This window comes from Nitrobacter sp. 62-23, from assembly GCF_001897285.1.
Classification (GTDB): domain Bacteria; phylum Pseudomonadota; class Alphaproteobacteria; order Rhizobiales; family Xanthobacteraceae; genus Nitrobacter.
Genome location: NZ_MKSM01000074.1, coordinates 1 through 18,042, shown reverse-complemented (window position 1 = coordinate 18,042; position 18,042 = coordinate 1). Strand labels below are relative to the sequence as shown.

The following is an 18,042-nucleotide window of genomic DNA, read 5'->3' as shown; positions in this document are numbered from 1 at the left end:
GGGGGGGGGGGGCGAGTGATGATGGTGAAACAGCTTTTCATGTCCATGGCGTGCGCCGCCGCGATGCTCGGTGCGGTCGGCATCGAAGCCGCCAACGCCAAGGACTCCGCGCTGTCCACGAGCGGGCTTCCGATTCCGCGTTATGTCAGCCTGAAATCAGATCATGTGAACGTCCGCGCCGGACCGACCAAGGACAACGACGTTGCCTGGATCTATACCAAGGCCGGGCTCCCCGTCGAAATCACGGCCGAATTCGAGAACTGGCGCCGCATCCGCGATTCGGAAGGCGCCGAGGGGTGGGTCTATCACTCGCTGTTGTCCGGCCGCCGCACCGCGGTCGTCACGATGAAGGCCAAGGATGATTTAGCGCCGCTATATGACAGCGCCGATATCCAGAGCGCGGTAGCGGCCCGCCTGCAGGCCGGCGTCGTGGCGCAGGTCAAGCACTGCGCAACGGGGTGGTGCCATATCGCGGGGGACGGCTTTGACGGCTGGATCCAGCAGCAGCGCCTCTGGGGCGTCTACGCCGACGAGAAGATCAATTAGACGTCCGCCCTGAGCATAAGGCACTCGCTCTCCGCGACCAGAACGTCATGCATTCGCGAAAGCGGAGTATCCGGCACGTCGCGTTTTCCGCTTTCGTCCAATGTCCTGGAAACACTGGGCCACCCGTCTTCGCGGGTGGTGACGGCTTGAATGTGGGATGTCGGTCCTTGAAGAAGATCAGCGCTTCTTGCGCAGCCGCACCACCATGTCGATACGGCTGATTTCGTAACCCTCCGGCACGGTCGGCATTTTTTGCAACACCAGATGCGGATCCGGGATGTCGACCAGCTCGTGATTGTTTTCGAGATAGAAGTGGTGGTGCGAGGTGACGTTGGTATCGAAATACGTCTTGGTGCCGTCGACGCTGACCTGCCGCAGCAGCCCGGCGTCGGTCAACTGGTTGAGCGTATTGTAAACCGTGGCGAGCGAGACCGGAACCTTGGCGATGGTCGCTTCTTCGTAAAGCATTTCCGCCGTGAGATGGCGCGCGCCCTTGCCGAACAGCAGCCAGCCCAGCGCCATACGCTGCCGGGTCGGGCGCAGCCCAACTGATTGCAGCATTTCATTGACGTCGTGCCACGGGCAGCCCGTCAGCGTCGGCTGCCGTCCGTGACCGATCGCCGCAACATCGCGGTCTTCCTCGGTCACCATCACGATGTTCTCGTTCATACTCACGCCATGCACCTGAAAATGCCCACCACCACATACTGAAGTGGTTCCACTCAGCACTATAGAAAAGAAGGGACGTAGATGCAAGTTTTTCGCAACTAGAACGACTCAAAACTGACAGCGGCGCCCGCAAGCGGCAGCGGCCACCGGGCGTGATGATTCCGGAATCTGTAAATTTATCAGTTGCTTCCTTTTGTGCCGAGGATCTGGCATTGGCCGGTCTTTGCTTGCGAGGCCGTCATGCGGGCTCCTGATTTGGGCCGGGCGCGGATCGCAAGGCGTCGGCGCGCCGATTTCCGACGCCTGAATCGAAACCTGTGCGCGGACGGGGGCCTTTTGCGAATCAAAGCGTGCGAATCCAACGCGTCCTCGCTTTGCCCCCCTCCTGACCCTGTGATAGAGAGCCCGCGGCGCCGATCCAGGAACCGGCGTATGTCTCAGGCGCAAGCCACACGTTTCGCGCGCCTCGCGAAGCGTCATTCCTCGATGAGAAAGGCCAGACAGCATGCAGGACCGGCGCAGCAGCTACGATTATGAGGGTTTGCTGGCTTGCGGCCGGGGCGAACTGTTCGGACCTGGAAATGCCCAGTTGCCGTTGCCGCCGATGCTGATGTTCGACCGGATCACCGAGATCAACGACCATGGCGGGGAGTTCGGCAAGGGGCTGATCCGCGCCGAACTCGACGTGAAACCCGATCTCTGGTTCTTCGGCTGCCACTTCAAGGGCGATCCGGTCATGCCGGGCTGCCTCGGCCTCGATGCGCTGTGGCAGATGGTCGGATTTTATCTCGGCTGGACCGGCGGCGAAGGCCGTGGCCGCGCGCTCGGTCTTGGTGATCTGAAGTTCACCGGCCAAGTGCTGCCTCATGTCCGCAAGGTCGTATACAATGTCGACATCAAGCGCGTGATGCGCTCGAAACTGGTGCTCGGGATCGCGGACGGATGGCTTTCCGCCGACGACGATATTATCTATCGCGCGAACGACCTGAAGGTCGGCCTGTTCAAGCAGGACGCCGCGCCGGCTGCATGAGAGCCCACGATGATGAATGAGGGACGGCTCCGGCCGATCGGCGTGGGCTTCGGTTTTTTGACGGGGATGCCTTCATGAGACAGCGTAACCAGAGGGCGAGGAGATCATGAGGCGGGTTGTCGTCACGGGGATGGGCATTGTCTCGTCCATCGGAAACAACACTCAGGAAGTGCTGTCGAGCCTGTACGAGGCCAAGTCCGGCATCACGCGCGCGGAGAAGTATGCCGAACTCGGTTTCCGCTCGCAGGTGCAGGGCGCGCCGACGCTCAACCCGGCGGACGTGGTCGATCGCCGCGCGATGCGCTTCCTGGCGGAGGGGGCAGCCTGGAATCACGTCGCGATGGAGCAGGCGATCCGCGACTCGGGGCTGGAGCCCGGTGACATCTCCAACGAGCGCACCGGGATCATCATGGGCTCCGGCGGCCCGTCCGCGCGCACGATCGTGGAAGCGGCCGACATCACCCGCAGCAAGGGACCGAAACGCGTCGGTCCGTTCGCGGTGCCCAAGGCGATGTCGTCCACCGCATCGGCGACACTCGCAACATGGTTCAAGATCAAGGGCGTCAACTATTCGATTTCGTCGGCCTGCGCGACCTCCAATCACTGCATCGGCAATGCCTACGAGACCATTCAGATCGGCAAGCAGGACATCGTTTTCGCCGGCGGCTGCGAGGAGCTTGACTGGTCGCTGTCGGTGCTGTTCGACGCCATGGGCGCGATGTCCTCGAAATACAACGACACGCCGGCGACGGCCTCGCGGGCCTATGACGTCAGCCGCGACGGCTTCGTGATCGCCGGTGGGGCCGGCGTGGTGGTGCTGGAGGAACTCGAACACGCCAAGGCCCGCGGCGCGCGCATCTATGGCGAGGTCGTCGGCTACGGCGCGACGTCGGACGGCTACGACATGGTCGCGCCGTCGGGCGAGGGCGCCGAGCGCTGCATGAGGATGGCGATGTCGACGGTCAAGACCAAGGTCGATTACATCAACCCGCACGCGACCTCGACGCCGGCCGGCGATCCGCCGGAAATCGAGGCGATTCGCAAGGTGTTCGGCACCGGCGAGACCTGTCCGCCGATTTCCGCCACCAAGTCACTGACGGGCCACTCGCTCGGCGCGACCGGCGTGCAGGAAGCGATCTATTCGCTGCTGATGATGAATAACGGCTTTATCTGCGAAAGCGCCAATATCACGGAACTCGATCCGGTGTTCGCGGACATGCCGATCGTGCGTAAGCGTATCGACAACGCCAAAATTGGGGCGGTGATGTCGAATTCATTCGGATTCGGCGGCACCAACGCCACGCTGGTGTTCAAACGACTGGATGCTTGATCTGTTTGTGCGGCTTCTCGCAAGAGCGGCGGTCGCAGTATCGATTTCGTAAAGACCGGGCTGAAGCGCAAAGCATGTCTCGCGCGGATGGTCGGCCATCCAAATCTTCCAACATATCCACGTCGCAACGGCGTGGATGCCCGGCTTGGGGCGGGCAGGACGGAGTCTCGCATGACACACCTGATGCAAGGCAAGCGCGGCCTGATCATGGGGGTCGCCAACGACCACTCGATCGCCTGGGGCATCGCCAAGACGCTGGCCGCGCACGGCGCGGATCTGGCCTTCACCTACCAGGGCGAGGCGCTGGCCAAGCGGGTCAGGCCGCTGGCCGAATCGGTCGGCGCGAGCCTGGTGCTGCCGTGCGATGTCGAGGACATCGCCTCGGTCGACAAGGTATTCGCCGATATTGGCAAGGCCTGGGGCAAGATGGATTTCCTGGTCCACGCCATCGCGTTCTCCGACAAGAGCGAACTGAACGGCCGCTACGCCGACACCACGCGCGAGAATTTCACGCGAACCATGCTGATCTCCTGTTTCGCCTTCACCGAGGCCGCCAAACGCGCTGCCGCGCTGATGCCGGACGGCGGCAGCATGCTCACGCTGACTTACAACGGCGGCGACCGCGCGATGCCGAACTACAACGTGATGGGCGTGGCCAAGGCGGGGCTCGAAGCATCGGTGCGCTATCTGGCAGTCGATTTCGGCGGGCAGAACATCCGCGTGAATGCCATTTCCGCCGGCCCGATCCGCACGCTCGCCGGCGCGGGCATCGGTGATGCGCGCTTCATGTTCGCGTTCCAGCAGAAGCATTCGCCGCGGCGGCGCGGCGTCAGTCTCGAGGAACTCGGCGGCGCCGGGCTCTATTTATTGTCGGATTTGTCCGGCGGGGTCACCGGCGAGATTCATTTTGTCGATTCCGGCTACAACATCATCGCGATGCCGCAGCCGGACGCACTGCGCAGCGAAGGCATGGGCAACGGAACATCGAACGACGCGGCGAAGTAAAACAGCGGATCGCTCGGAAACGCTTCGCCGCAGGCTTTCGTCTCACTGCACGACCTCGCCGTGCTGGGTGAGGTCAAGGCCTTCGCGCTCGCTGTCGCCAGTGACGCGCAGGCCGATCGCCGCCTTGACGGCGAGCAGGATGATCAGCGTTGCGATAACGTCGTAAGCGACAGTGGCGAGGATGCCGTAGATCTGGACCATCACCTGATGGGCGTTGCCGTCGATCAGCCCCGCGCCGGCCTTGTTGATGGCGGTGCGGGCGAACACGCCGGTGAGCAGCGCGCCGATGATGCCGCCGACGCCGTGGACGCCGAACGCGTCGAGGCTGTCGTCGTAGCCCATCATGTGCTTGAGACCCGTCGCGCCCCAGTAGCAGCCGACGCCGGCGACAGCGCCGATCACCAGCGCGCCGGTCGGATCGACGAAGCCCGAGGCCGGGGTGATGGCGACCAAACCGCCGACCGCGCCGGAGCAGATGCCGAGCACGCTCGGCTTGCCGCGCAGGCCCCATTCCACGGCCATCCAGGCCAGCGCCGCGGCGGCGGTCGCGATCTGGGTCGCCGCCATCGCCATGCCGGCCTGTCCGCCCGCGGTGACCGCCGACCCGGCGTTGAAGCCGAACCAGCCGACCCATAGCAGCGACGCGCCGATCACGGTCAGCACCAGGTTGTGCGGCGCCATGTTCTCGCTGCCGTAGCCCTTGCGCTTGCCGAGCACCAGCGCGCAGACGAGGCCCGCCACGCCGGCGTTGATATGCACCACGGTGCCGCCTGCGAAATCGAGCACGCCGAGACCGCCGAGGAAACCGCCGCCCCAGACCCAGTGCGCGATCGGCGCATAGACCAACAGCGACCACAGGCCCATGAACCACATCATCGCCGAGAACTTCATGCGATCGGCGATCGCGCCGCAGATCAGCGCGGGAGTGATGATCGCGAACGTCATCTGGAAGCACATGAACACCGATTCCGGAATCGTCGGCGCGGCGCTGGCGACGGAGTCGGTGCTCATGCCGATCAGCAGCATGCGCGAGAAGCCGCCGATAAAATTCGTGCCTTCGGTGAAGGCAAAGCTGTAGCCGATCACCATCCACAGCACGGTGACGAGACAGGTGATAGCGAAACTCTGCATTACCGTGGCGAGCACGTTCTTCTTGCGCACCATGCCGCCATAGAACAAAGCGAGGCCGGGGATCGTCATCATCAGCACCAGCGCGGTGGAGGTCAGCATCCACGCGGTGTCGCCCGAATCGATTTTGGGCGGAGGCGTTGCAGCAGCCGGAGCGGCGGTCTGGGCCAGCGCGGCGTCGGCGAAGGCCGCGAGAAAGGCTGCGCCCGAAATCGCTGCGATGGCCAGTCCCGCGCGGGCCGGGCGTTCGAACCTCATGTGGTTTACTCCTGATTGAGAAAAGGTGAGCGCCGGATCAGATCGCTTCGGCATCAAGATCCCCGGTGCGGATGCGAAGCGCGTGCTCGAGGTCGAGGACGAAAATCTTGCCGTCGCCGATCCTGCCGGTCCGCGCGGTCGAGGCGATGGCTTCGATGACCGCATCGAGCTGGGCGGAATTGACCGCGACCTCGATCTTGACCTTCGGCAGGAAGCTCACCGCATATTCCGCGCCGCGATAGATTTCGGTATGGCCCTTCTGGCGGCCGTATCCCCTGACCTCCGTCACGGTCAGACCGCGCACGCCGATCGCGGTCAGGGCATCGCGGACCTCTTCGAGCTTGAAGGGCTTGATGATCGCCATAACGATTTTCATGTGTCCGGTTCCCGCTTGGGGCTCGGCCGCGCCGGGACAGGGTCGCGGCGCGGGCACAGCCGGACTCATGGAAATCAAATGTCGTGCCAACTCGGTAGGATGCTGCGAATCCGGGAGTTTTCGCTCTGCGCCCGGCGCGGCGGATGTCGCGAGGTGAGGTCGCGCCTAAAAACTAGCCTGTTATGCTCAAAGCAGGAGCAGCAGCGGCTGCCGACAGAATGCTGCCGGCCCAGCACGCGACGTTCGGGGAACGAAGTCACATCCTCAGAGCGCGTCCTCGTCGGTCTCGCCGGTGCGGATGCGCAAAGCGTGATCGACAGGAATCACAAAAATCTTGCCGTCGCCGATCTGCCCGGTGCGCGAGGCCGTGGTGATGGCCTCAACGGTTTTGTCCGCTAGCTCCGACGGCACCGCGACCTCGATCCGCAGCTTGGGAAGAAAATTCACCACATACTCCGCACCGCGATAAATCTCGGTATGTCCCTTCTGGCGGCCGTAGCCCTTGACCTCGGCCACGGTCATGCCGTGCACGCCGAGTTCGGTCAGCGCCTGGCGGACCTCCTCAAGTTTGAAGGGTTTGATGATGGCGACGACGAGTTTCATAAGCGCTCATCCGCTCGGTGGACCGTTCAAATTGGCACGGCCAAGTCTGACACCTTTCCGTGCAAACCGCACAAAAAACTTGCAGGGCGGACGAAAAACATGCGTACGAGGTGAAGGGCCGGGGCACGAAGCCTCAGCGCCGCTCGCGCACCGAGCCTTCCTGCGCGACGGACGCGACAAGCGTGCCGTCGCGCTTGAAGATCAACCCGCGGGCGAGGCCGCGTCCACTTTGTGCGCTCGGCGAATCCTGCGCGTAGAGCAGCCATTCGTCGGCGCGGAACGGGCGGTGAAACCACATCGCGTGATCGAGCGAGGCCGCCATTATCCGCTTGTCGAACAAGGTGCGGCCGTAGCGCGCCATCACCGCATCCAATAGCGCGAAGTCCGACGCATAGGCGAGCGCGCACATATGCAGCGCCGGATTGTCGGGAAGTTCCGCTGCAGCGCGAATCCAGATATGGACGCGGCCGTCGGCGATCGTCTCCCCGAAGTAGCGGTTGAGTTCGACCGGGCGCAGTTCGATCGGGCGGTCGGATTCGTAATAGCGGCGGATGAACTCCGGCATCTCCTTGAACATCGGCTGCCTGGCGAACTCCTCCGGCGAGAGATCCTCCGGCGGCGGCACGTCGGGCATGGGGTCCTGATGGTCGAACGCGCCCTCCTCGTCCACATGGAACGACACCATGATCGAGAAGATGGCGCGGCCGTGCTGGATCGCCGTGACGCGCCGCGTCGAATAGCTCTTGCCGTCGCGCAGCCGCTCCACCTCGTAGATGATCGGCACGGCGGGATCGCCAGGCAGGATGAAGTAGCAATGCAGCGAATGCGGCAGGCGGCCTTCGACGGTGCGGCAGGCCGCGACCATCGCCTGTCCGATCACCTGCCCGCCGAACACCCGCTGCCAGCTCGTCTTCGGGCTGGTGCCGCGGAACAGGTTTTCCTCGATCGGCTCAAGATCGAGGATTGAGATCAGGTCGACCAGGCTTTTGGACATCGGAATGCCTTCCATTGGGACCGTCGTCGCGGACGAGGCGAAGCTCGAACCGGGATTGCGGGTCCGCGTGCAGGTGTCCGGGCCGGAACGGCCGTTCGCGCTCCGCGTTTGGTGAACGTGTTTCGCCCGGCTATAGTGCCAGCGCAAGAAGGTCAGGCGTACCATGACGACACAACAGAGCATTGTCATCTGCGGGGGCGCGTTCGCGGGGCTGGCGCTGGCGCTGGCGCTGCGCCAGGGGTTGGGAGCTGAGGTCCCGATCGTCGTTGCCGACCCCATGCTGGCGAACCGGCCGAGCCGCGATCCGCGCGCCACCGCCATCGTCGCCGCCTGCCGCCGCCTGTTCGAGGCGCTCGGGGTTTGGGACGAGGTCGCCGGCACCGCGCAGCCGATCCTCGACATGGTGGTGACGGATTCGAAGCTCGAGGACGCCACCCGCCCGGTGTTCCTGACCTTTGCCGGCAATGTCGAACCCGGCGAGCCGTTCGCGCACATGGTCGAGAACCGTTATCTGATCGAAGCGCTGGCATCGCGCGCGGAAGCCGCGGGCGTCGACCTGCGTGCCACGGCGGTGACGGCAAACGAGACGCGGCCCGGCGGCGTCGCGGTCTCGCTCGCCGACGGCTCGACCATCGACGCGAGCCTGCTGGTCGCGGCCGACGGCGCGCGTTCAAAACTGCGCGAGCGCGCCGGCATCGCCACCCACGGCTGGGACTATGATCAGTCCGGCATCGTCGTCACCGTGGGCCATGAGCGCGATCATCACGGCCGCGCCGAAGAACATTTTCTTCCTGCGGGTCCGTTCGCGATCCTGCCGCTGACGGGCCGGCGCTCGTCGCTGGTGTGGACCGAGAAACGAGCCGACGCCGCGCGCATCGTCGCGCTTGCCGAAGACGAATTTCACGCCGAGCTGGAGCAGCGCTTCGGCCTGCAGCTCGGCGAGATCAAGGCGCTCGACAAGCCGCGCGCCTTTCCGCTTCAGTATTTCGTCGCGCGCTCGTTCATCGCCGAGCGGCTGGCGCTGGTCGGCGACGCCGCGCATGTGATCCACCCGATCGCGGGACAGGGCCTGAACCTCGGACTGAAGGACGTCGCCGCGCTGGCGGAAAGCGTGGTCGACGCGGTCAGGCTCGGCATCGATCCGGGGCAGGCCGACGTGCTCGAGCGCTATCAGCGCTGGCGGCGCTTCGACACCATGGCGATGGGCCTTGCCACCAACACGCTCAACGTTCTGTTCTCGAACGAATCGACGCTGCTGCGCGGCGTGCGCGACCTCGGGCTCGGGCTGGTCGACCGCATGCCGCCTTTGAAGAACGCATTCATCCGCCAGGCCGCCGGACTGACCGGCGAAGTGCCGCGACTGTTGAAGGGCGAGGCGTTGTAGGGGGGCGACCGCCAGTCCCCCATTCACCCGCACTCCAAGTGGGAAAACATGCCCTCGCGCCGATGGTTAATCGCGTCTTAACCTCGCCGCACCTATGGTACTCAACTGGCTTTCGTTCCGGCCCCCGCGTGTGGCCGAACGTCTTGAAAGTGTTGACGCTTAACCGATGGCAACCACCGCTTCATCGCGCGCGGCGCAAGGCGCCGCCAGCCCGGCCGCCTCCGCCGCCGGCCCGACTGGGCTCGCCGCCGGCCCCGCCGGCGGGTTCGCCACGAGTCCGGCCGGGTCCACCGCGCCCGGCGAGCGGTCGCCGTTTGCCCGGACAGCGGAATTGCTTGCGCCCTGGCAGCCGGGACAACCCCTCATCAACCTATCGATAGGCGAACCGCAGCACCCGCCGCCCGCTTTCGTCGGTGAGATATTGTCACGGCATATCAACGAGTTCAGGCGATATCCGATGGCGCGGGGAATCGAGCCGTTGCGCCGCACTGCTGCCAACTGGCTGTCGAGGCGGTTCGCCCTGCCCCGCGCGATCGATTCCGAGACCGAGATTCTGGTGCTGAACGGCAGCCGCGAGGGGCTGTTTTACGCTGCGATCGCCGCCGCCCGTTACGTGACGCCCCGCAAGGGCACGCCGGCGATCCTGATACCGAACCCGTTCTACCCGGCCTATGGCGCCGGCGCCCGCGCCGCCAATTGCGAGACGGTCCTGCTGCCGGCGACGCGCGCAGGCGGATTTTTGCCCGACCTTGATTCCCTCGACGAGGCCACGCTGGCGCGAACCGTCGCGATCTATCTCGCCTCGCCCGCCAACCCGCAAGGCGCGGTCGCCTCGCGCGATTACTTTTCGCGACTGATCGTGCTGGCGCGCCGTCACGGCTTCCTCGTGTTGTCAGACGAATGCTATTCGGAAATCTACACGCACGCTGCGCCCGGCAGCGCGCTGGAATGCGCAAGCGATGATTTCGCCAACGTCGTCGCGTTCCAGTCGCTGTCGAAACGCTCGAACCTGCCGGGCCTGCGCGTCGGCTTCGTCGCCGGCGACCGCAACTTCCTTGCCGCGTTTCACGAACTGCGCAACGTCGCGGCTCCCCAGGTGCCGGTGCCGCTGCAGCACGTCGCCGTGGCGGCTTACGGGGACGAGACGCATGTCGAGGAGAACCGCCGGCTCTACCGGCTCAAGTTCGATCTCGCCGATGAGATCATCGGCCATCGCTACGGCTACGTCAGGCCCGCCGGCGGCTTCTGCATCTGGCTGGATGTCTCCGCTTGCGGCGGCGACGAGGCCGCAACGGTGAAGCTCTACAGGGAGGCCGGCGTGCGCGTGATTCCCGGCAGCTATCTGTCGCGCCCGCAAGCCGACGGCTTGAATCCAGGCGCGGGCTACATCCGCCTGGCGCTGGTGGCGGATACTGAAACGACGGCCGAGGCGTTGCATCGGCTGGTGAAAACTCTCGGATAGTCGCGGGGGCCCATGAGCATGGCAGCGATCGAACGCCTCCTTCCCATCGTCGATCATCTACCGCCGTCGATCCGCGACGCGCTCGCGCGACGCCTGCGCGAACTGACCGGGCTCGGCCTGATCGGGTTGTCGGGCTCTACTGCTGCCGCGCTGATGACGTGGTCGGTGCAGGATCCGAGCCTCAGCCACGCCACCTCGCGCGCGATCCACAATGTCCTCGGCTATCCCGGCGCGATCGGGGCCGATCTGCTGATGCAGATCCTTGGCCTCGGCGCGATCATGCTGATCCTGCCGGTGGCGGTCTGGGGCTGGCGCATGCTGACCCATCGCCCGTTCGATCGCGTGGCGACGCGGCTGGCCTGCTGGATTCTCTGCACCAGTGCTGCCGCCGGTTTCGCCAGTTGCTGGCCGCATAACGGCGCGTGGCCGCTGCCGACCGGACTCGGCGGCGTGGTCGGCGATGCGCTGGTGCGGGCGCCCGCTATCCTGTTCGGTCCGGCGAGCGTGCCGCAACACGTGGTGTTCGGCGCGATTTTCTTATCCATTATGGTCGCGACATTTCTGTGGGCCAGCGGAATCAGATCGCAGGTGGCCGAGGAGACGCCCGCGATCGACGACGACGCGCCGTTCGATGATGGCAGCGATCACGCCTCGGTCTCGCTGGGCTGGCTGGTGCATGCGCTGATGAGCGCGAAGGCGCGCCTGAAGCGCCTCAGGCTCGGGGCGCTCGTCGCGCTGGCCTACAAGTCGCTGGTGTCGAGCGCGCCGCAGAAGTCGGCGGCGCTGGCGTATGAGCGTCAGGAGCCGACACTCGGTGGCGGCTCCGCTCCGTCGCTGGCGCCGACGCACGACGAGGATGAGGAAGAAGAGGACGAAGACGAGGAGGAGGACGTTCCCGTCCGTGCGCCGCGACGGAAAGCTGCTCCTCGCGCGCCCGCCAGGAAATCCGCCAAGTTCGACCTGCCGTCGGTCAATGTCTTGACCGCGCCGCGCGCCGCCGATCGCCAGCCGCTCAGCAAGTCCGAACTGGAAACCAATTCGCGGGCGCTGGAAGGCGTATTGCAGGATTTCGGCGTGCGCGGCGAAATCATGAAAGCCAATCCCGGACCGGTGGTGACGCTGTACGAACTGGAGCCTGCGCCCGGCATCAAGTCGGCGCGCGTCATCGGCCTCGCCGACGATATCGCGCGTTCCATGAGCGCGTTGTCGGCGCGCGTCGCGGTGGTCGCGGGCCGCAACGCCATCGGCATCGAACTGCCCAACGCGCATCGCGAGAAGGTTTATTTGCGCGAATTGCTCACCGCCAGGGAAGCCGTCGATTCCGTCGCCAAGCTGCCGCTCTGCCTCGGCAAGACCATCGGCGGCGATCCCGTCATCATCGATCTCGCGCGCACGCCGCACATGCTGATTGCCGGCACCACGGGCTCGGGCAAGTCGGTGGCGATCAACACCATGATCCTCAGCCTGCTGTACCGGCTGCGGCCCGACCAGTGCCGGCTCATCATGGTCGATCCGAAGATGCTCGAACTCTCCGTCTATGACGGCATCCCGCATCTGCTGACGCCGGTCGTAACCGACCCCAAGAAAGCCGTGGTCGCGCTGAAGTGGGCCGTGCGCGAGATGGAAGAGCGCTACAAGAAGATGGCCAAGCTCGGCGTGCGCAACATCGACGGCTACAACCAGCGCCTTGTCGAAGCCAGGGCCAAGGGCGAGGAATTGACGCGCACGGTGCACACCGGCTTCGACAAGGAAACCGGCAAGGCGATCTACGAGGACGAGAAACTCGACCTCGAGCCGCTTCCCTTCATCGTCATCATCGTGGACGAGATGGCCGACCTGATGATGGTTGCCGGCAAGGACATCGAGGGCGCGGTGCAGCGGCTGGCGCAGATGGCGCGCGCCGCCGGGCTGCACGTCATCCTCGCGACGCAGCGTCCCTCGGTCGACGTCATCACCGGCACCATCAAGGCCAACTTCCCGACCCGCAGCTCCTTCCAGGTCACGTCAAAAATCGACAGCCGCACCATCCTCGGCGAAATGGGCGCGGAGCAACTGCTCGGCCAGGGCGACATGCTCTACATGGCCGGTGGTGGCCGCATCTCGCGCGTGCATGGGCCGTTCGTGTCGGACGAGGAAGTCGAAAAGGTGGTTCGTCACCTCAAGACGCAAGGCGCGCCCGAATATCTCGAGGCGGTCACAGCGGAAGAGCCGACCGACGAGGACGGCGCGGTGTTCGATTCGACCGGCATGGGCGGCGACGGCGGCGGCGATCTGTTCTCGCAGGCGGTGGCGATCGTGAAGCGCGACCGCAAGGCTTCCACCAGCTACATCCAGCGCCGTCTCCAGATCGGCTACAACCGCGCCGCCTCGCTGATGGAACGCATGGAGCTCGAAGGCATCGTGGGGCAGGCTAATCACGCAGGAAAGCGCGAAATTCTGATCGAGGAAGAAGAAGGCCAGTTCTGACGCATGACCGATATCGGTGATCTCGCTTCGGAGTCGCGAAATCGCCACAGCATCACGCTAGTGGCCCGGTTCCGGCTCGCCTGTCCTTGCGGCAACGCCATACGAACTTCGGAATAAAAAAGGAGACATTGCATCTTATTGATTCTTCGATTCAGAAGGTCCGCCTGACGGACTTGCCGGAACATGAAGCGACCTTCTGAGCAACCCCACAAGGTGGCGACGTCTGCCGGAACTCGTCCCGGAAAAGGGATATCCGCAGCGGCGCAAAGCTTAGAGCGCGATCAGCAAAGGGGGATTCCGGTTTTGCGTCCGATCGCGCTCTAAATATTGAGAATGCGCATGATCTTTTCGCCAAACCGCTCACACTTTGGCGGATCATGCGCTAGAAAGCACATCTCGGGCGGACAGGACGAGACATTGAGCAGACACGTGATACATTCATCCGCGCCCCGTCCATCCGCGCCCCGTCGCCCGATCCGCGGCCGCGCGCGCTTCGGCGCGGTCTGGCTCGCTGCGGCGCTGATCGCCGGTCTTTTCATTCCGTACGCCTTCGCGCAGGCCGTTCCGGTTCCGCGACCGGGGCCGAAGGCCCGCGACGGCACGCCCACGGCGAAACTTCACGAGACCGTCGAGCCGGAGGTTACCGGCACCACGCAGCCGCCCGAGCCGATCATTCCGGATCGACGCCGCAACGTGCCGGCGAATTTCTTCGCGACCTTCAACGCGGATCAGAAGGCGGCTGCGGCGCGGGTCAGCGCCTATCTGTCGTCGCTGCGGACATTGGCTGGAAATTTCGTGCAGGTTGGCCCCGACGGCAGCCGCTCGACCGGCGAATTCTACATCCAGAAGCCGGGCAAGGTGCGGTTCGAATATGACCCGCCGTCGCCGATCGCGATGATTTCCGACGGCTCGTCGCTTGTGGTTCGCGACACCAAACTCGCGACCCAGGACATCTATCCGCTGTCGCAGACGCCGCTGCGCTATCTGCTGTCCGACCGCATCGACCTGATGAAGGACACCAACGTCGTCGGCGTGACTTCGGACGATCTCTACATCAGCATCACCATCGAGGAGAAGCAGGCGCTGATCGGCACCTCCCGCCTGATGTTGATGGTCGGCGTCAAGGACGGCAAGCTCAAGCAGTGGACCGTGACCGATCCGCAAGGATACGACACCACGGTGGCGATCTACAATCTGAACTCCACGGCGAAGCTCGATCCCGCTCTGTTCAAGATCGACTACACCCGATATCCGACGTCGAACAACTGAGGCGCCGCCGCGCGCATCCAGAAATCTTTCGAATATCGATGGATACGCGGGCCAAGCCCGCGTATGACGACACCGGGCTTGTCGGCGACTTCACCAGACATCATGCAGATCACCCTCACCACCTGGAATATCAACTCGGTTCGGCTGCGCATCGACCTCGTTGCGAAGTTTCTGAAAGCGCAGCGGCCGGACGTGCTCTGCCTGCAGGAGACCAAGTGTCCCGATGACGCCTTTCCGCTGAAACGCTTCCGCCGGCTTGGCTACGAGCACATCGCGCTCAACGGGCAGAAGGGCTATCACGGCGTCGCGGTGGTCTCTAAAGTGCCGTTCGACGCCAGCAATATCCGCACCTTCTGCGACAAGATCGACTCGCGTCATGTCACCGTGACCTTCGGCCGTGAGGCGCGCCTCGCCTCGCCGCTGGTGCTGCACAATTTCTATGTGCCGGCGGGCGGCGACATTCCCGATCCCGCGCTCAATCCGAAGTTCGCCCACAAGCTGCAATTCCTCGACGAGATGAAAGCCTGCGCGCCGCTGCATCCACAGGGCAACGACCGGCATATCCTGGTCGGCGACCTCAACGTCGCGCCGCACGAGAACGATGTCTGGTCGCACAAGCAGCTTCTGAAGATCGTTTCGCACACGCCCGTCGAATGCGAGAAGCTGCTCGGCGTACAAAGCCACGGCAACTGGGTCGATGTCGCTCGCGCGCGGATTCCGATGTCGGAGAAAGTCTATACGTGGTGGAGCTACCGCGCCGCCGACTGGGTTGCCGCCGATCGCGGTCGCAGGCTCGATCACATCTGGGTCTCGCAGGCGCTGCGGGACGGCGTTCGCGACTTCCGCATCACCCGCGACGCCCGCGGCTGGAACCGTCCGTCCGATCATGTACCGGTGACGACGGTGGTCGAGGTGTAGAGCGTGCAGCGATGACAGCCTCGCTCCCTCTCCACCTCAGGTTAATCCGAGGTTGGTAACTTTGATTGGAGAGAGTTGGGGGTTGTGGGGCTGCGTAGCGTTTTTGTGGCTGCCGGGGATAGCCGTCCCCCGGCGCGCAAGTCGGGTCAGGATCGCGGTGCGCTGATCTGCGCCGTAATTTCAATCAAAAGCCTTTCCGCTTCTGATTCCATCAGAAGCGGAAAATGCTGTGGTGAAAATTACTCGACCGCGGCTTCGCGCGGCGCATCCGCTTTTTCCGCCTTTTGCTTGGCCTCGAGATCCTCACCGGTCTCCTGATCGACCGCTCTCATCGACAGCCGCGTCTTGCCGCGATCGTCGAAGCCGAGCAGCTTGACCTTGACCTTGTCGCCTTCCTTGACGACGTCGGAGGTCTTCTGCACGCGGGCGGAAGCAAGTTGCGAAATATGCACGAGGCCGTCCTTGGCGCCGAAGAAGTTCACGAAGGCGCCGAACTCCATCACCTTGACCACGGTGCCCTCGTAGATCTGGCCGACTTCCGGGTCAGAAGCGATCGACTTGATCCACTTGATCGCGGCCTTCATCGCCTCGCCGTCGTTGGAGGCAACCTTCACGGTGCCGTCGTCCTCGATGTTGACCTTGGCTCCGGTCTTCTCGACGATCTCGCGGATCACCTTGCCGCCGGTGCCGATTACTTCGCGGATCTTGTCGGTCGGGATCTTGAAGGTCTCGATGCGCGGAGCGTATTCGCCGAGTTCGGCGCGCGCATTGGTGAGCGCTTTCGCCATTTCGCCGAGAATGTGGACGCGGCCATCCTTGGCCTGCGCCAGCGCGACCTTCATGATCTCCTCGGTGATGCCGGCGATCTTGATGTCCATCTGCAGCGAGGTGATGCCGCTTTCGGTGCCCGCGACCTTGAAGTCCATGTCGCCGAGATGGTCCTCGTCGCCGAGAATGTCCGAGAGCACCGCATAGCGGCTGCCTTCGAGAATGAGACCCATGGCGATTCCCGCGGTCGGCCGCTTCAAGGGGACGCCGGCGTCCATCAGCGACAGCGAGGCGCCGCACACCGATGCCATCGACGACGAGCCGTTGGACTCGGTGATCTCGGAGACGACGCGGATGGTGTAGGGGAATTCGTGATGCGGCGGCAGCACCGGATGGATCGCGCGCCATGCCAGCTTGCCGTGGCCGATCTCGCGACGCTTGGTGCCGCCGAGTCGTCCGGTCTCGCCGACCGAGTAGGGCGGGAAATTGTAGTGCAGCAGGAACGTCTCCTTGTACGTTCCCGACAGCGCGTCGATGTACTGTTCGTCCTCGCCGGTGCCGAGCGTGGTCACGACCATCGCCTGGGTCTCGCCACGGGTGAACAGCGCCGAGCCGTGGGCGCGCGGCAGCACGCCGACTTCGGCGACGATGTTGCGCACGGTCTTGACGTCGCGGCCGTCGATGCGCTTGCCGGTATCGAGAATGTTCCAGCGCACGATCTTGGCTTCGAGGTGCTTGAACACGGCACTGATGCGGAGCTTGTCGTATTTCGGCTCCTGCCCTTCGGGGAAGTAATGCGCGATGACCTTGGCCTTGGCGGCGGCAACCGCGTTCTGGCGCTGCTGCTTGTCGGCGATCGCATAGGCCGGCCGCAGGTCGCCTTCGATCAGCTCGAGCATTTCCTTCTCGATCGCGCTATCGTCGGCGGTCGCGACTTCGCGCGGCTCCTTCGCGGCCTTCTCGGCGAGTTCGATGATGGCGTTGATGACCGGCTGAAAATGACGGTGGCCGAACATCACGGCGCCGAGCATGATCTCTTCCGAAAGCTCCCTGGCCTCCGATTCGACCATCAGCACGGCGTCGGCGGTGCCGGCGACCACCAGCTCCAGCTTGGTCTCGATCATTTCGTCGAGGACCGGATTGAGCACGTATTCGTCGTTGATGAAACCGACGCGCGCCGCGCCGATCGGACCCTTGAAGGGGGCACCGGACAGCGTTAGCGCGGCGGAGGCGGCGACCATCGCCAGCACGTCCGGATCGTTCTCCATGTCGTGCGAGAGCACGGTGACGATGACTTGAGTTTCGTTGCGCCAGCCATCGGCGAACAGCGGACGGATCGGGCGGTCGATCAGGCGGGATACCAGCGTTTCCTTTTCGGTCGGCCGGCCTTCACGCTTGAAATAGCCGCCGGGAATGCGGCCGGCGGCGTAGGTCTTCTCCTGATAATCGACGGTGAGCGGCAGGAAATCGACGCCTTCGCGCGGCGCCTTGGCGGCCACGACGGTGGCGAGTACGACGGTCTCGCCGTAGGTGGCCACCACGGTGCCGTCGGCCTGACGGGCGATCTTGCCGGTTTCGAGTTTGAGCGGACGCCCGCCCCAGTCGATCTCGACTGAATGCTTGTTGAACATTGTTTGGTCTTTCATCGGTTCACGAAAGTGTGGACGCTGAACACAAAAACCATGCGCAAAATGGCGGGACGCTGGCCGCAACGATGGTCGCGACGTCGGCATCCGGCGATCCTGCCATGGTTTTCAGGTTTTGAATGGCGTCCATCCTTCCGATGGTACGGGCATTTGACCCGTCATCGCCCAGCCGCCGGATTGCTGCTGGACA

General features: G+C 64.2%; 15 protein-coding genes and 1 pseudogene. 9 read left to right on the top strand and 7 right to left on the bottom strand.

All coding sequences use genetic code 11. The annotated features are described in order from the left end of the window. Positions 1-63 precede the first annotated feature (63 nt). A complete protein-coding gene (locus BGO16_RS06495) occupies positions 64-546 on the top strand; it encodes an SH3 domain-containing protein (protein ID WP_292617779.1) in 483 nt (160 codons plus the stop codon). Positions 547-723: 177 nt separating this feature from the next. On the opposite strand, the gene irrA is transcribed toward BGO16_RS06495, so the two are convergent. Next, positions 724-1,197 carry an iron response transcriptional regulator IrrA gene (gene irrA / locus BGO16_RS06490; RefSeq protein ID WP_292617778.1) on the bottom strand — a complete coding sequence of 158 codons (474 nt, stop codon included), beginning with the start codon at positions 1,195-1,197 and terminating at the stop codon, positions 724-726. A gap of 523 nt (positions 1,198-1,720) precedes the next feature. Here irrA and fabA point away from each other — a divergent pair. The 3 genes from fabA to fabI all read left to right on the top strand — a co-directional run bounded on the left by fabA (position 1,721) and on the right by fabI (position 4,580). Next, positions 1,721-2,245 (top strand): 3-hydroxyacyl-[acyl-carrier-protein] dehydratase FabA, encoded by a 525-nt coding sequence (fabA, locus tag BGO16_RS06485; RefSeq protein WP_292617774.1) that lies wholly within the window; start codon positions 1,721-1,723, stop codon positions 2,243-2,245. Positions 2,246-2,351: 106 nt separating this feature from the next. Continuing rightward, the gene (fabB, locus tag BGO16_RS06480) at positions 2,352-3,575 is read left to right on the top strand and encodes a beta-ketoacyl-ACP synthase I (RefSeq protein WP_292617773.1); all 1,224 of its coding nucleotides are present in this window, start codon (positions 2,352-2,354) and stop codon (positions 3,573-3,575) included. A 171-nt stretch (positions 3,576-3,746) separates the two neighbouring features. After that, positions 3,747-4,580, top strand: a complete 834-nt coding sequence (gene fabI / locus BGO16_RS06475) for an enoyl-ACP reductase FabI (protein ID WP_292617772.1) — start codon at positions 3,747-3,749, stop codon at positions 4,578-4,580. Positions 4,581-4,622: 42 nt separating this feature from the next. Here the strand turns inward: fabI and BGO16_RS06470 are convergent, their stop codons facing one another. The 4 genes from BGO16_RS06470 to tesB form a co-directional block, all read right to left on the bottom strand. Then, positions 4,623-5,810, bottom strand: coding sequence for an ammonium transporter (locus BGO16_RS06470; protein WP_292617777.1), 1,188 nt, complete (start codon positions 5,808-5,810; stop codon positions 4,623-4,625). A 193-nt stretch (positions 5,811-6,003) separates the two neighbouring features. Further along, the gene (locus tag BGO16_RS06465) at positions 6,004-6,342 is read right to left on the bottom strand and encodes a P-II family nitrogen regulator (RefSeq protein WP_292617771.1); all 339 of its coding nucleotides are present in this window, start codon (positions 6,340-6,342) and stop codon (positions 6,004-6,006) included. A 264-nt stretch (positions 6,343-6,606) separates the two neighbouring features. Further along, entirely contained in the window at positions 6,607-6,945 is a 339-nt protein-coding gene (locus BGO16_RS06460) for a P-II family nitrogen regulator (RefSeq protein ID WP_292617770.1), read from the bottom strand. 133 nt (positions 6,946-7,078) lie between these two features. After that, entirely contained in the window at positions 7,079-7,939 is an 861-nt protein-coding gene (tesB, locus tag BGO16_RS06455) for an acyl-CoA thioesterase II (RefSeq protein ID WP_292617769.1), read from the bottom strand. A gap of 145 nt (positions 7,940-8,084) precedes the next feature. Between tesB and BGO16_RS06450 the strand changes: the two are divergent. From BGO16_RS06450 to BGO16_RS06430, 5 genes and pseudogenes are all read left to right on the top strand, one after another. Beyond that, a pseudogene (locus BGO16_RS06450) lies at positions 8,085-9,323 on the top strand (ubiquinone biosynthesis hydroxylase); the annotation flags it as partial. 166 nt (positions 9,324-9,489) lie between these two features. Beyond that, the gene (locus BGO16_RS06445; protein ID WP_292617768.1) at positions 9,490-10,785 is read left to right on the top strand and encodes an aminotransferase class I/II-fold pyridoxal phosphate-dependent enzyme; all 1,296 of its coding nucleotides are present in this window, start codon (positions 9,490-9,492) and stop codon (positions 10,783-10,785) included. A gap of 12 nt (positions 10,786-10,797) precedes the next feature. Beyond that, a complete protein-coding gene (locus BGO16_RS06440) occupies positions 10,798-13,251 on the top strand; it encodes a DNA translocase FtsK (protein WP_292617767.1) in 2,454 nt (817 codons plus the stop codon). Positions 13,252-13,770: 519 nt separating this feature from the next. Beyond that, positions 13,771-14,520, top strand: a complete 750-nt coding sequence (locus tag BGO16_RS06435) for an outer membrane lipoprotein carrier protein LolA (protein ID WP_292617776.1) — start codon at positions 13,771-13,773, stop codon at positions 14,518-14,520. A gap of 102 nt (positions 14,521-14,622) precedes the next feature. After that, positions 14,623-15,438 carry an exodeoxyribonuclease III gene (locus tag BGO16_RS06430; protein WP_292617775.1) on the top strand — a complete coding sequence of 272 codons (816 nt, stop codon included), beginning with the start codon at positions 14,623-14,625 and terminating at the stop codon, positions 15,436-15,438. A 239-nt stretch (positions 15,439-15,677) separates the two neighbouring features. Here the strand turns inward: BGO16_RS06430 and pnp are convergent, their stop codons facing one another. Continuing rightward, positions 15,678-17,837, bottom strand: coding sequence for a polyribonucleotide nucleotidyltransferase (pnp, locus tag BGO16_RS06425; RefSeq protein ID WP_292617766.1), 2,160 nt, complete (start codon positions 17,835-17,837; stop codon positions 15,678-15,680). A 19-nt stretch (positions 17,838-17,856) separates the two neighbouring features. Then, positions 17,857-18,042: hypothetical protein (locus tag BGO16_RS06420; RefSeq protein WP_292617765.1), on the bottom strand; the 186-nt coding region annotated here is incomplete at its 5' end.

Excerpts from the sequence above, each read along its gene's own strand:
- BGO16_RS06495 (WP_292617779.1), top strand. The coding sequence starts at position 64 with ATGCTCGGTGCGGTCGGCATCGAAGCCGCCAACGCCAAGGACTCCGCG.
- irrA (WP_292617778.1), bottom strand. The coding sequence starts at position 1,197 with ATGGTGACCGAGGAAGACCGCGATGTTGCGGCGATCGGTCACGGACGG.
- fabA (WP_292617774.1), top strand. The coding sequence starts at position 1,721 with ATGCAGGACCGGCGCAGCAGCTACGATTATGAGGGTTTGCTGGCTTGC.
- fabB (WP_292617773.1), top strand. The coding sequence starts at position 2,352 with ATGAGGCGGGTTGTCGTCACGGGGATGGGCATTGTCTCGTCCATCGGA.
- fabI (WP_292617772.1), top strand. The coding sequence starts at position 3,747 with ATGACACACCTGATGCAAGGCAAGCGCGGCCTGATCATGGGGGTCGCC.
- BGO16_RS06470 (WP_292617777.1), bottom strand. The coding sequence starts at position 5,810 with ATGCTGACCTCCACCGCGCTGGTGCTGATGATGACGATCCCCGGCCTC.
- BGO16_RS06465 (WP_292617771.1), bottom strand. The coding sequence starts at position 6,342 with ATGAAAATCGTTATGGCGATCATCAAGCCCTTCAAGCTCGAAGAGGTC.
- BGO16_RS06460 (WP_292617770.1), bottom strand. The coding sequence starts at position 6,945 with ATGAAACTCGTCGTCGCCATCATCAAACCCTTCAAACTTGAGGAGGTC.
- tesB (WP_292617769.1), bottom strand. The coding sequence starts at position 7,939 with ATGTCCAAAAGCCTGGTCGACCTGATCTCAATCCTCGATCTTGAGCCG.
- BGO16_RS06445 (WP_292617768.1), top strand. The coding sequence starts at position 9,490 with ATGGCAACCACCGCTTCATCGCGCGCGGCGCAAGGCGCCGCCAGCCCG.
- BGO16_RS06440 (WP_292617767.1), top strand. The coding sequence starts at position 10,798 with ATGAGCATGGCAGCGATCGAACGCCTCCTTCCCATCGTCGATCATCTA.
- BGO16_RS06430 (WP_292617775.1), top strand. The coding sequence starts at position 14,623 with ATGCAGATCACCCTCACCACCTGGAATATCAACTCGGTTCGGCTGCGC.
- pnp (WP_292617766.1), bottom strand. The coding sequence starts at position 17,837 with ATGTTCAACAAGCATTCAGTCGAGATCGACTGGGGCGGGCGTCCGCTC.